This window comes from Mycolicibacter nonchromogenicus (genome assembly GCF_002101775.1).
GTDB lineage: Bacteria > Actinomycetota > Actinomycetes > Mycobacteriales > Mycobacteriaceae > Mycobacterium > Mycobacterium nonchromogenicum.
This window is the reverse complement of sequence record NZ_LQPI01000018.1, coordinates 1-13174: the sequence shown is the minus strand read 5'-3', so window position 1 is coordinate 13174 and position 13174 is coordinate 1. Positions and strand designations below refer to the sequence as shown.

Here is a 13174-nt window from a genome sequence, read left to right as displayed (position 1 = left end):
CTAGGCTGGCCTGCGATGCCCACTCTCGCCGCTCTCGACGACTGGCCAGTCGATCACGCCGCCGCTGCCGTGATCGGTCCCACGGGTGTGTTGGCCACCCACGGCGATATCGCGCGGCCGTTCTATCTCGCGTCGGTGACCAAGCCTCTGGTGGCGCGGGCGGTGCAGGTCGCGGTCGAAGAGGGCGCCGTCGACCTGGACACCCCGGCTGGGCCGCCCGGTGCCACGATCCGGCATCTGCTTGCGCACGCCTCCGGGCTTTCGCCGGACTCCGATCGGGTGCTGGCCAAGCCCGGCACGCGGCGGGTGTACTCCAACCACGGTTTCGCGGTGCTGGCGCAGGCCGTGCAGCAGGCCTCCGGCATCGAATTCGGCCGCTACCTGACCGAGGCGGTGTTCGAGCCGCTGGGCATGACCGCCAGCCGGCTGGACGGGGGAGCGTCGGCGGCCGGTTTCGGGGGCACCTCGACCGTCGCTGACCTGGCCGCCTTCGCCGGCGACCTGCTGGTGCCGGTGACGGTGTCGCCGCAGCTGCACGCGGAGGCCACTCGCGTGCAGTTTCCCGGCCTGGACGGTGTGTTGCCGGGCTACGGGCCGCAGCGCCCGAATGACTGGGGGCTGGGATTCGAGATTCGGGATGGGAAGACACCGCACTGGACCGGTGCGGACAATTCGGCGCGGACCTTCGGTCATTTCGGCCAGTCAGGCACCCTGATCTGGGCTGATCCGTCGATTCAGCGCGCACTGGTGGTGCTCACCGATCGCGACTTCGGCGACTGGGTGACCGACCGATGGCCCACGCTGTCCGACGCTGTGGTAGCCGAGTACGGCCGGGACTAGCCAACAGGCGTCACACAAGGCACAATAGACACATACAACACTGAATACTCAGCCGTATCACCGTTCATTTCGGTCCCACCAGGTCGTTGGGGAAGACGTCCCTCGTGGATCCGAAGGAGCAACTGATGCGCGCGACGAATCAATTCGCCGACGTGACCAGCGGCGTGGTGTACATCCATGCCTCGCCGGCGGCGGTGTGCCCGCACGTCGAGTGGGCACTGACCTCGGCTTTGGGTGCCCGAAACGGCCAGTTGAAGCTCAACTGGACGCCGCAGCCCGCCATGCCGGGACAGTTGCGAGCGGTGGTCAACTGGGTTGGTCCGGTGGGCACCGGCGCTCAGCTGGCCAGCGCACTGCGCTCCTGGTCCGTGTTGCGCTTCGAAGTCACCGAAGACCCCAGCGCCGGAGTCGACGGCCAGCGGTTCAGCCACACCCCGCAGCTCGGCCTGTGGAGCGGAACGATGAGCGCCAACGGTGACGTGATGGTCGGGGAGAACCGCCTGCGCACGCTGATGGCGGCGGGTGCCGACGCGCTGGCCGCAGACCTGGAGACGGTGCTGGGCACCGCCTGGGACGAGGCGTTGGAACCCTACCGCGACGGTGGCGAAGGCGCGGAGGTGTCCTGGCTCAGCCGCGGCGTGGGCTGATGCCTGCCAGCGGGTCAGCGGCGGCGCAGGATCTGGAGCGCGCCCGGCACCGCTGACACCGTCACCGGCAGCGGGGCCACGTAGTCGCCGTCGGCGTAGGCATTGATCCCGGGGCACTCCACCCGAATGGACTTCGCCCGCCGGGTGCTCACCTCATCCAGAAGCACATGAGTGCCCTTGAACACGGTGGGGAACAGGCGAATCAGCTTGGTCCGCGAGTCCGAGTGCACCATGGTGACGTCCAGCAGGCCGTCGGCGTGATCGGCGCCCGGGCAGATCAACATGCCTCCGCCGTAGCTGCGGGTGTTGCCGAACGCCGCCAGCGTCAGGTCGATGTCCAGCGGATCGTCATCATCGAAGGTCAGCCGGAACGGCAGCAGGCGCAGCCGGGAAATCTCCGCCACCATGGCGACGTTGTACCGCATCCGGCCGTGTGGCCAGCGCATCCGGTTGACCCGGTCGCTCACCAGGGAATCGAAGCCGGCCGCCATCACGGTGCCGAACCAGGACACCGCGCCGTCGTCCTCGACGATGCGGCCCAGGTCGATCGTCTCGGTGTGGCCTTCGGAGACGACGTCGGCGGCCGCCTCGGGATCGCCGGTGGGCAACCCGTATTCACGGGCGTGATCGTTGCCGGTACCGGCCGGGATGATCCCCAGAGGCACGTCACCGAGCGCCAGCGACTGCAGCGCCAGTGAGATGACGCCGTCGCCGCCGGCCACCACCACCGCGTCCGTTCCGGCCGCCAGCGCCTCCTCGAGCAGCTGGCGCGCATGCTGAGCAGTGGATCCGACGATGTGGTTGACGTTGACCCCGCGCTGCTGGAACCGTGCCAGCGCCCGCTCGGCGGCATGCCGAGCGTTGCCGTGCCCGGCCGCCGGGTTGGTCAGCAGCGTGATCCGGCTGATCTGGCGCGACGTCATGGAATCAGTTTGCCGGGGTTGAGGATTCCGGCCGGGTCCAGTGTGGCCTTGACCGCGCGCAGCACCTGCACCCCCAGCTCGCCCACCTCTTCGCTCATCCACGGCCGGTGATCGGCGCCGACGGCGTGGTGGTGGGTGATGGTTCCGCCGGCTCGCATGATCGCATCGCCCGCAGCGACTTTCGCAGCCCGCCACTGTTCGATGGGATTGCCGCGTTGTCCTGCCACCACGGTGAAGTAGAGCGATGCGCCGGTGGGGTAGACGTGCGAGATGTGGCACATCACCAGCGCGGGCGTCCCGCTGTCGGCCAGCGCGGTGGTCAGCGCCTCGGTGACCGCCGTCTTGAGTGTGGGAACGCGCGCCCAGTCGGTGGCGGTCTCCAGCGTTTCGCACAGCGCCCCGGCGGCCAGCAGTGAATCGCGCAGGTAGGGCGCGGAGAATCGGCCGTGCTCCCAGGCGCGCGCCGGTTCTTCACCCAGCGAGGTACCCCCGTGCGCGGACAGCACCGCCCGGGTCTCGGCGTGCCGGCTTTCGGCGTGCTCGGCAGTCCCCTCGAACAGCGTGATCGCCAGGCAGCCACCGGTGACCTGCTGCTCGCCGATCTGCTCGGCGGTGGCCAGGTTCACCCCGGTCTCCGCTTCGTCGGACAGCCGGATGACGGTGGGGCCGGTGCCGGTCTGCGTGACCGCGCGCAGCGCGGCTGCTCCGGTGGCGAAATCCGGGAACGACCAGGCTTCGTAGCGCGTCGTCGCCGGCACCGGGTGCACCCGCACCCGCACCCGGGTGATGATGCCGAACACGCCCTCCGACCCCAGCAGCAGTTGGCGCAGGTCCGGCCCGGCCGCCGAGGCTGGGGCGCGGCCCAGGTCCAGTACCCCGGCCGGGGTGATCATCCGCAGGCCGCGGACCATGTCGTCGAAGCGGCCGTAGCCGGCCGAGTCCTGACCGGAGGATCGGGTGGCGGCGAAGCCGCCGAGGGTGGCGAACTGGAAGCTCTGCGGAAAGTGGCCCAGCGAAAAGCCGTGCTCGCCGAGCAGTCGCTCGGCGTCCGGCCCGGTCACCCCGGCGCCGAACTCCGCTTCGCCGGAGACCTCGTCGAGGTTGAGCAGTTGATCGAACCGGCGCAGATCCACGCACACCACGGCGGAGAAGTCACCGCGGATCGGGTCGAGTCCACCGACGACGCTGGTGCCGCCGCCGAAGGGCACCACCGCGATCGCATGCTGGCTGCAGTGGCGCAGGATCGCCTGTAACTGGTCCTCGCCGTCGGGGCCGCCGGGCAGCAGCACCGCGTCCGGGGCATCCTGGGTTCCGGAATCATTGCGCCGCAACAGATCCAGGGTGGACTTGCCCCCGGCGTGCAGTAGCCGTGCGGCGTGATCGGTGCGGCAGTGCCGGTCGCCCACGATCGCCGCCAACGCGGCGTGGTCTTCCTCGGTCAAGGCCGACGGAGTGAGCGACACCTGGCTGGGGTCGCGTTCCTGGGTGCTGGCGACGTCCACTCCCAGCGCGGCTTTGAGCAGTTGGCGGATGCCGTCGCTCAAAGGCTTGGCGGCTGCCGGATCTCCCCAGGCATTCCACTTCATCGGAGGGGTCAGGGCGTCGTCGGCGTCGGCCTGCGTCATGCGTTACAGTATTACACATGCTGTCAACCAGTAATGACGAGCAGCTGGATGTCGGGGAGCGCATCCTCGACGCCGCGGCAAGCTGCCTGCTCGCCTTGGGCATGGAGCGGGTCACGCTGGCGGCCATCGCGCGGCGCGCCGGAGTGAGTCGCCCCACGGTCTACCGGCGGTGGCCGGACAGCCGCTCGGTGATCGCCGCACTGCTGACCTCGCGGATCACCGCGACCTGGGCCGAACTCGAGCAACCGGGAACCGGACGTGAGGCACTGGTCATGCGGATCGTCGCGGTGGCGGCGCAGCTGCGCCACGACGAGGTGGTGATGCAGGTGCTGCACCACGCGCCCGATCTGGCGATGGTCTACATCGCCCAGCGGATGGGGGCGAGCCAACGGCGGCTGATCGACCTGGTGGCCGGTGAACTCGGCGCCGCTCAGGCCGCCGGCACCGTGCGGGCCGGCGACCCTCGCGAACTGGCCGCGATGTGTCTGTTGATCACCCAATCGGCGATCCAGTCCGCCCAAGTCGTCGCGCCGATCCTCGACGAGGACGCGCTCTCCACCGAACTGGCCTACACCCTGAACAGGTACCTCTCGTGATGCCCGACAACGCTGCGCTCAACGCCGCGCTCCGCACCGCCGACCTCGAAGCACTTGCCGACGGGGCGACCGTGGACGTCCTGGTGATCGGTGGCGGAATCACCGGTGCCGGCATCGCCCTGGACGCGGCGACTCGCGGCCTGCGGGTGGTGTGCGTGGACAAGCAGGATCTGGCCTTCGGCACCAGCCGGTGGAGCTCCAAACTGGTCCACGGCGGACTGCGCTACCTGGCGACCGGCAATGTGGGCATTGCGCGGCGCAGCGCCGTCGAACGCGGGATTCTGATGACCCGCAACGCACCTCACCTGGTACGGGCGATGCCGCAACTGGTCCCGCTGCTGGGGTCGATGCGGCGGCGCGAACGGGCTCTGGTGCGCACCGGGTTTCTCGCCGGTGACGCGCTGCGCCGGTTGGCCGGCACACCGCCGACGGTATTGCCGCGCTCGCGACGGGTCTCGGCCGCGCACGCCGCGGAGCTGACGCCGACGGTGCGCCGGGACGGCCTCGACGGCGGCCTGTTGGCCTACGACGGGCAGTTGATCGACGACGCCCGCCTGGTCACGGCGGTCGCCCGAACCGCGGCCCAGCACGGCGCGACGATCCTGACCTACGTGGCGGCATCGCAGGCCACCGGCGACACGGTACGGCTGACCGACCAGTTCTCCGGTGAGTCGTTCGACGTCACCGCGCGCGCGGTGATCAACGCGACCGGCGTCTGGGCCGCGGACATCGACGCGGCACTGCGACTGCGTCCGAGCCGCGGCACGCATCTGGTGTTCGACGCCGCCGCCTTCGGCAATCCGACTGCCGCGCTGACCGTGCCGATCCCCGGTGAGCTGAACCGGTTCGTGTTCGCCATGCCCGAACAGCTGGGCCGGGTGTATCTGGGCCTCACCGACGAAGAGGCGCCCGGTCCCATTCCCGATGTGCCGCAACCCACCTCCGCGGAGATCTCCTTCCTGTTGGACACCGTCAACACCGCATTGGGCACCGCGCTGAGCACGGCCGACGTCCGCGGCGCCTACGCCGGGCTGCGACCGCTGATCGACACCGGAGAAGGCCGCACCGCAGACGTCTCACGCAATCACGCCGTCGTGGAATCGGAGACCGGTGTGCTCAGCGTGATCGGGGGCAAACTGACCGAATACCGGCATATGGCCGAAGACGTGCTGGACCGGGCCGTGCGACTGCGGGCGCTGCCGGCCACGCCGTGCCGCACCCGGAACATGCCCTTGATCGGTGCACCCGAGAACCCGGGATCGGACGTTGCGCTGACGGCAGACCTACCCGCGTCGCTGGTGCTGCGCTACGGACAGGAGGCGGCCAACGTGTTGGCAGCCGCCACCTGCGAGCGGCCCGCGGAGCCGGTGGCCCAGGGCATCGACGTGATCCGTGCCGAGTTCGAGTACGCCGTCAGCCACGAGGGTGCACTGACCGCTGACGACATCGTGGATCGCCGGACCCGGATCGGACTGGTGGCCCAAGACCGCGACCGGGTCCTCGACGTCGCTCGGGAGTTCGCAACGCACGAGTGATCGCGCGCAGGACTGACGCGGACGCGACGCTTACAGCGGGATGTTCTTGTGGCGACCGCGACGGGCGGGCGCCTCGGCCAACGCCTGGGTGATCTTGCCGCGGGTGTGCGACGGGTCGATCTTCTCGTCGACAACGCCGATGTCGATGGCGCTGTCCACCCCGCCGGCGATCCGCTCGTGCTCGGCGGCCAGCTCCTCGTGCAGCGCCTCCCGCTCGTGCTCGGCGGCGGCAGCCAGCTTCTTCTTGTGCAGGATGCCGACCGCGGCCTTGGCGCCCATCACCGCGACTTCGGCGTCCGGCCAGGCAAACACCTTGGTGGCGCCCAACGACCGCGAGTTCATCGCGATGTAGGCCCCGCCGTAGGTCTTGCGCGTCACCAGCGTGACCCGGGGGACGGTGGCCTCGCCGAACGCGTGCAGCAGCTTGGCGCCGCGACGCACCACGCCGCCCCATTCCTGGCCGACGCCCGGCAGGTAGCCCGGCACGTCGACGATCACGATCAGTGGAATCCCGAACGCGTCGCACAGCCGTACGAAACGTGCTGCCTTCTCGGCGCTTTCGGAGTTCAGGCACCCACCCAGCCGCAGCGGGTTGTTGGCCAGCACGCCGACGGTGCGGCCCGACAACCGGCCCAGCCCGACCACCATCGACGGCGCCCACTTGGCCTGGAATTCCTCGAAGGAGGGGGCGCCCTCATCAGTGGTGTCGAGCAGCCCGTGCACCAGCGGGTGCACGTCGTAGGCGCGTCGTGACGACTCCGGCAGCAGCGCATGCAGGTCGATCTCGCCCGCTTCGGCCTTGGTGCGGTCGAAATGACCCTGCTGGCAGAACAACCCGACCAGACGGCGGCCCCGCTCGTAGGCGTCGAGCTCGTCGTTGGCGACGATGTGGCAGACGCCGGACTTCTTGTGGTGGGTGTCGGGGCCGCCCAGCGCGGCCATGTCGACGTCCTCACCGGTGACGCTGCGCACCACGTCGGGGCCGGTGACGAACACCCGGCCCTCCGGTGCCATCACGATGACGTCGGTCAGAGCCGGCCCGTAGGCGGCGCCACCGGCCGCGAAACCGACCACCACCGAGATCTGCGGGACGAATCCGGATGCCCGGATCATGGCCTCGAAGACCCGTCCGACCGCGTGCAGGGCCCGCACACCCTCGGCCAACCGGGCACCACCCGAGTGCCACAGGCCCACGATCGGGCTCTGCTCGGCGATCGCGGTGTCGTAGGCGTTGACGATGTGGTCGCAGCCCTCGATGCCCATCGCACCGCCCATCACGGTGCCGTCGGTGCAGAACGCGATGGTGCGTACTCCGTTGACGGTGCCGCTCGCGGCCAGCACGCCGGAGCGGTCGCGCTCGTGCAGCAGTTCCACGGTGCCGTCGTCGAAGAACGTCGACAGACGCAGCAGGGGATCACGCGGGTCGAGCGATTCGCCCACCGTCTCGGGAGCCATTGTCGTCATCGCGCCTCTCCTAGGTCTGATCTTTAGATCGCGGGTCCCGCTGCGGCGGCTATCAGTACCGGCCGAAGACGAGCGCGACGTTGTGCCCGCCGAACCCGAATGAATTGTTGATCGCGTACTCGTAGTTGCCCGGGCGCGCTTCGCCTGCCACCACGTCCAGGTCGATCTCGGGGTCGAGGTTCTCCAGGTTCCGCGTCGGCGGGATGATCTGGTCGCGCAGTGCCAGCACGGTCAGGATGGACTCCACCGCGCCGACCGCACCGACCGAGTGGCCGATTGCCGCCTTGGGTGCGTACACCGCGGCGTTGCCGCCGTGCGGCCCCAGCGCGAGGTTGATCGCGTGGCCCTCGGCCACGTCGCCGACCGACGTTCCGGTGGCGTGCGCGTTGACGTGGGAGATGTCGGCGGGTGTCAGGCCGGCGATCTGGATCGCCCGGGTCATCGCCCGGCCCGCGCTCTGCCCGTCGGGGTCCGGCGCGACGATGTGGTAGCCGTCCGAGGTGATCGAGGCACCCATGATCCGCGCCATGATGTTGGCCCCGCGCGCTTTGGCGTGCTCCTCGGTCTCGATCACCATCAGCGCGGCGGCCTCACCGAACACGAACCCGTTGCGGTCACGGTCGAACGGGCGACACGCCCCCTCGGGGTCGTCGTTGGTGGTGGACAACACGATCCGCATCTGGGCGAACCCGGCGATCGGCACCGCTTCGATCCGGGTCTCCACGCCACCGCAGATCGCCATGTCGGCTTCGCCGAGCACGATCTGCTGCCAGGCGTGGGCGATGCCCTCCGAGCCGGAGGCGCAGGCCGAGATCGGGGTGATCACCCCGGCCTTGGCCTTACGGTCCAGGCCGACCGCTGCGGCCGCACCGTTGGGCATGTACTTCTGCACGACCAGCGGGGAGACCGCTTTCAGGCCGCGTTCCCGCATGCCGTCATAGGCCCAGACGAGCTCCTCGCTGGAGCCCATCCCGGTACCGATCGACACCATGAGGCGCCGAGTGTCGACTTCGGGTGAGCCGGCGTGCTCCCACGCACGCCGGCCCAGCACCAAAGCCATCTTCTGCAGATAGGAAAGCCGACGCAGCTCAGTCCGACTCAGCCCCTCGTCAAAGCACTCCGGGGTCTCGACGAGGTGCCCACCGATGCGAACCGGCAGGTCGAACTCGTCGACGAACGAGTCGGTCAGCTTGCGAATGCCGCTCTGGCCGTCCAGCAGCTTCTTCCAGGTGTCTTCCCCGTCCGCGGCCAATGCCGTCGTCATGGCGTAGCCGGTGACGACGACGTTGGGGAGACCCTTTCCCGTTGCCAGCGATGACATGGCTGTTGCGAACTTCCCTCTCTGATCCGGTGTCAGTACCGTCCAAAGGCGAGCGCGACGTTGTGCCCACCAAACCCGAACGAATTGTTGATGGCGTACTTGTAGTCGCCGTAACGGGGCTCGCCCGCCACAACGTCGAGATCGATCTCGGGGTCGGGCGTCTCGTAGTTCAGCGTCGGCGGGATGACCCCGTCACGCAGTGTGAGCACCGTCAACACCGACTCCAGCGCACCGACCGCTCCAATGGAGTGGCCCAGCGCTGACTTGGGTGCGTAGACCGCGGCGTGCTGGCAACCGGCTTCCCGGATCGCGTTCGCCTCGGCCGTGTCACCGATCGGAGTGGCCGTTCCGTGCGCGTTGACGTGGTCCACGTCCTTGGGGGACAGGCCCGCCAACTCCAGCGCCCGGGTCATCGCACGTCCGGCCCGCTTGCCATCGGGTCCGGGAGCCACCATGTGGAAGGCGTCGGAGGTTATTCCGGCGCCCATCAACCGGGCCAGCGGCTTGGCGCCGCGTGCCAGGGCGTGCTCTTCGGTCTCGATGATCATCAGCGCGCCGGCCTCACCGAACACGAAGCCGTCCCGGTCCTTGTCGAACGGCCGCGACGCACCCTCGGGGTCGTCGTTGCGAGTCGACATGGCCCGCATCATCGAGAACGTGGCGATCGGCAGGGCCTCGATGCCGCCTTCGACACCGCCGCAGACCGCGAAGTCCGCGTCGCCCATCACGATCTGCCGCCACGCGTGCGCGATGGCCTCGGATCCCGAGGAGCAGGCCGACACCGGGGTGATGACCCCGGCGCGGGCGCCGAGCTGCAGGCCCACCACCGCGGCGGCCCCGTTCGGCATGATCATCTGAACGGCCAGCGGCGACACCTTGCGGGGGCCGCCCTCGTTCATCAGGTCATAGGTCTCGACGATCTTCTCGCCGCCACCCAGTCCGGTTCCGACGACGACCGCGAAACGGTCAGGGTCGACCTCGGGGGAGCCGGCGTTCTCCCACAACCGACCGGCGAGCAGCTTGGCCATGCGCTGGACGTAGGACATCCGTCGCAGGTCAAGCCGGCCCATGTGGTCGTCGACCGGGTCCTTGAGGTGTCCGCCGATCTTGACCGGCAGATCCCACTTGGAGACGAAGTCGTCCTCCAACACGTGAATGCCGCTCTCACCGGCGAGCAGGCCCTTCCACGTGCTCTCGATGTCCCCGCTGATTGAAGTGGTGGCCTCAACGGCGGTTACCACGACATTCGGGTAACCGCCGTTGGCCGTAGAAGGCTGCGAAGACACGATTAGCTCTCGGAACCGAACTTCTCGCGCAGCGCGGCGGCGGCCTCGGGGTTCTCGGCCTCGAGCTTCTGGATGTAAGCAACCACGTCACCGACGGTACGCAGACCGGCGAGGTCCTCGTCCGGGATCTTCACGCCGTACTTGTCTTCGGTCTGAACGGCAATCTCCACCATCGACAGCGAGTCGATGTCCAGGTCGTCGACGAAGGACTTCTCGACGGTGACCTCGCTCGGCTCGATACCGGTCACCTCTTCGATGATCTCGGCGAGACCGGCGATGATTTCCTCCTGGCTGGCAGCCACTGTGTTTCCCTTCGGTTGGATCCGCACGGGGTGTGCGGGGGTGATTACTGCGTTTCTGGTTGTGCAGGTTTGGAAGCGGGCGTTAGAGCTCGGGAAGCCCGTCCAGATCTGCGGGAGATTTGACGGCGTGCGTCGGAGTCCCCCGAAGTTCGCGTTTGGCGATTCCGGCCAGGGTACCGGCGGGCGGAAATTCCACGATCGCCGTGACTTCGCGGGCGCGGAGCGTCTCGGTGCACAGATCCCAGCGCACCGGCCGGGTCAGCTGCGCGACCAGGTGCTCCAGCGCCTGCGCCGCCGAGGTCACCGGCTGCCCGTCGCGATTGGACAGCAGGGTGGCGGTGGGCTCTGAGATTCCGGCAGCCTTGACCTGTTCGACGGCGGCGGCGTAGGCCTCCAGCGCCGGTGCCATGTAGTGGGTGTGGAACGCGCCGGCGGTGGCCAGCTTGCGGACCCGGGCCTTGGCCGGCGGGTCTTCGGCGAGCTTGTCCAGGGCGGGCAGCGGACCGGCCGCCACGATCTGGCCGACGGCGTTGCGGTTGGCCGGGGTCAGATCGAGTTGTTCGAGGCGGGCCAGCACCTCGGCCTCGTCACCGCCGAGCACCGCGGCCATGCCGGTGGGCTCGAGTGCGCAGGCCTTCGCCATCTCGCGGCCGCGGGTGGCGGCCAGCATGACGGCGTCGTCGGGTGAGATGACACCGGCGATCGCATAGGCCGCGATCTCGCCGACCGAGTGGCCGGCCACGATGACATCGCCGCCGCTCACCGGGCCGTTGCGGCGCTTGACCAGCTCGGCGTAGGCCAGCAGGGTCGCCGCCACCACCAGCGGCTGGGTGACCGCCGTGTCGGTGATCTCCTCGGCGGTCGCGGTGGTGCCCAGCGCGATCAGGTCCAGGCCGGCGATGTCCGACCAGGCGGCCAACTGCGCGCGCGCGGCATCGGCGCCGGGCGACTCCAGCCACGGCGACAGCATGCCGGGGGTCTGAGATCCCTGTCCGGGAGCGAGCAACGCAATCACGTCTTTAAGAGAACATTGTGAAGAGCGATTTGCAGGATGTCCTAGATTATGAACATTGTCTTATGTTTTTGTGGAGACCCTACAAACCTGCCGTTTGATGCGACGCGTTCGATACCGAACCGCGACAAGTGTCCGCCGTCGGCGCGCATCGGCGGGTGCCTATGCCCGGCGTGTGGCCAGGTGTTCATTGCTGCGGGCTGACCTGAGGTTCATCGGGATCCCCGGCGGGCAGTGGTGCGGCGGCATAGGGCGCGTTGGCACTGCTGAAACTGGCATGCTGCGCTTGGTTCGCCAGGCGCCCGACGGTGGTGGCCACCCGCAGCACATAGGCGTCGCGCGGCACGGCCGGATCGCGCCCGGTGAAGTCGGCGATCCGCTTGAGCCGGTATCGGACGGTGTTTGGATGAACGAACAACTTGCGGGCGCAGGCCTCGACGGCTCCGCCACAGTCCAAATAGGCGTCGAGGGTCTCGGTGAGCGTGGGGCCGGCCTCGGCCAGCGGCCGCATCACATCGGTGTGCAGGGCCGCGATCGCCGACGCATCGCCGATCAGCGCTCGCTCGGGAAGCAGCTCGCGTGCCAGCACCGGTCGCGGCGCCCCGCTCCAGCCCACGACGGCGTTCATTCCCGAGATCGCCTCGCTGGCACTGTGATAGGCGGCGGTAAGGCTGGGAGCCGTCGGCCCGATCACCACCGGCCCGTCGGAGAACGCCCCGAGCAGTTCGGCCAAGAACTTCTGCGTGGGCGTCAGCGGACCGGAGACGATCGCCACCAGCCAGGTGCCGTGCACGTCGGTCAGGGCCGCCCGGCCGTGGCGCTCGGCGACGTCCCGGACGTCCTGGCTGGCCTTCTGTCCGGCGAAGGCGTCCGGGCCCGGTGGTGCGGTGCCCACCACCACGGTGGCCGGGGCGGTGGTGTCCCAGTTCAGCGCGGCTGCGCGGCTCAACAGCTCCGGGCCGGTGTCGCCGCGGACCACGGCGTCGACCACGCTGGCCTCCATCCGCGAGTCCCACGTGCCACGAGCCTCGGCGGCGTCGGCGTAGGCGGAGGCGGCGGTGAAGGCCAGATCCCGGCTGTATTTCAGGATGCCGACCGTCAGCGCGGTCACCTGCTCTTCGGAGCGGGCCAGCAGCGGCACGACCTCCTCGAAGAACTCCATGGTGACCCGCACCATGTCCACGGTGTGCCGCAGCGCGATGTGGCGGGTCAGCTCCTGGGGCACCAACTCGAACGCCTGCGCGGTGTGGCTGACGTTGCCGTGCGGGTCGTGCATCCACTCGGCGAAGTTGACCACCGCCGTCTGCACCACCAGTGCCACACTGGCGCGCTGGGAGGCCTCCAGGTCGGCGAAGAACGGCAGCCGGTCGCCCATCATCGACACCGCTTCGGTGGCCAGCCGGCCCGAGTAGTGCTTGAGCCGGCGCAGCAGGGTGTCCGGGACGGCGCTGAGCAGGTCCAACGTCGAGCGCGGCAGGACGGGACCCGCCGGGTTGTCAACCATGCCTAAAAGCTACGCCACTTTTCTGGTCATAATCCACAACCCCGGCGGTTAGCTGGCTGTAGGTCGAGTCAAGGGGGTGTGTGGTCGTGGTCGGTCGGCGTCCCGTTTGGGGCGTTGGT

At 69.0% G+C, this 13174-nt stretch carries 12 protein-coding genes; 4 read left to right on the top strand and 8 right to left on the bottom strand.

The window, feature by feature from the left end; all coding sequences use genetic code 11:
* Nucleotides 1-15 precede the first annotated feature (15 nt).
* Both AWC18_RS00640 and AWC18_RS00635 read left to right on the top strand, forming a co-directional pair.
* Entirely contained in the window at nt 16-840 is an 825-nt protein-coding gene (locus tag AWC18_RS00640; RefSeq protein WP_085136999.1) for a serine hydrolase domain-containing protein, read from the top strand.
* Between the two features lie 125 nt (nt 841-965).
* Nucleotides 966-1487 carry a DUF3145 domain-containing protein gene (locus AWC18_RS00635; protein WP_064999656.1) on the top strand — a complete coding sequence of 174 codons (522 nt, stop codon included), beginning with the start codon at nt 966-968 and terminating at the stop codon, nt 1485-1487.
* A gap of 14 nt (nt 1488-1501) precedes the next feature.
* On the opposite strand, the gene AWC18_RS00630 is transcribed toward AWC18_RS00635, so the two are convergent.
* Both AWC18_RS00630 and AWC18_RS00625 read right to left on the bottom strand, forming a co-directional pair.
* Complete coding sequence (locus AWC18_RS00630) at nt 1502-2410, bottom strand: diacylglycerol kinase (RefSeq protein WP_085136997.1); 909 nt, start codon at nt 2408-2410, stop codon at nt 1502-1504.
* A complete protein-coding gene (locus AWC18_RS00625) occupies nt 2407-3996 on the bottom strand; it encodes an FAD-linked oxidase C-terminal domain-containing protein (RefSeq protein ID WP_109559962.1) in 1590 nt (529 codons plus the stop codon). Before AWC18_RS00625 ends, AWC18_RS00630 begins: the two co-directional genes overlap by 4 nt.
* 56 nt (nt 3997-4052) lie before the next feature.
* Between AWC18_RS00625 and AWC18_RS00620 the strand changes: the two genes are divergently transcribed.
* Both AWC18_RS00620 and AWC18_RS00615 read left to right on the top strand, forming a co-directional pair.
* Nucleotides 4053-4631, top strand: coding sequence for a TetR/AcrR family transcriptional regulator (locus AWC18_RS00620; RefSeq protein ID WP_085136993.1), 579 nt, complete (start codon nt 4053-4055; stop codon nt 4629-4631).
* A complete protein-coding gene (locus AWC18_RS00615; RefSeq protein ID WP_085136990.1) occupies nt 4628-6166 on the top strand; it encodes a glycerol-3-phosphate dehydrogenase/oxidase in 1539 nt (512 codons plus the stop codon). The genes AWC18_RS00620 and AWC18_RS00615 overlap by 4 nt, the downstream gene beginning before the upstream one ends.
* A gap of 30 nt (nt 6167-6196) precedes the next feature.
* Here the strand turns inward: AWC18_RS00615 and AWC18_RS00610 are convergent, their stop codons facing one another.
* The 6 genes from AWC18_RS00610 to AWC18_RS00585 all read right to left on the bottom strand — a co-directional run bounded on the left by AWC18_RS00610 (nt 6197) and on the right by AWC18_RS00585 (nt 13055).
* Complete coding sequence (locus AWC18_RS00610) at nt 6197-7630, bottom strand: acyl-CoA carboxylase subunit beta (RefSeq protein ID WP_064999647.1); 1434 nt, start codon at nt 7628-7630, stop codon at nt 6197-6199.
* A gap of 52 nt (nt 7631-7682) precedes the next feature.
* On the bottom strand, nt 7683-8951 hold the full coding sequence (gene kasB / locus AWC18_RS00605) for a 3-oxoacyl-ACP synthase KasB (protein WP_064999648.1): 1269 nt from the start codon (nt 8949-8951) through the stop codon (nt 7683-7685).
* Between the two features lie 32 nt (nt 8952-8983).
* The gene (kasA, locus tag AWC18_RS00600) at nt 8984-10237 is read right to left on the bottom strand and encodes a 3-oxoacyl-ACP synthase KasA (protein ID WP_085136988.1); all 1254 of its coding nucleotides are present in this window, start codon (nt 10235-10237) and stop codon (nt 8984-8986) included.
* Nucleotides 10238-10239: 2 nt separating this feature from the next.
* Entirely contained in the window at nt 10240-10539 is a 300-nt protein-coding gene (gene acpM / locus AWC18_RS00595) for a meromycolate extension acyl carrier protein AcpM (protein WP_046320207.1), read from the bottom strand.
* A gap of 82 nt (nt 10540-10621) precedes the next feature.
* Nucleotides 10622-11554, bottom strand: coding sequence for an ACP S-malonyltransferase (locus AWC18_RS00590; RefSeq protein WP_085136986.1), 933 nt, complete (start codon nt 11552-11554; stop codon nt 10622-10624).
* A 184-nt stretch (nt 11555-11738) separates the two neighbouring features.
* Nucleotides 11739-13055: a PucR family transcriptional regulator gene (locus AWC18_RS00585; protein WP_085136984.1), complete on the bottom strand. Its 1317-nt coding sequence runs from the start codon at nt 13053-13055 to the stop codon at nt 11739-11741.
* Nucleotides 13056-13174 lie beyond the last annotated feature (119 nt).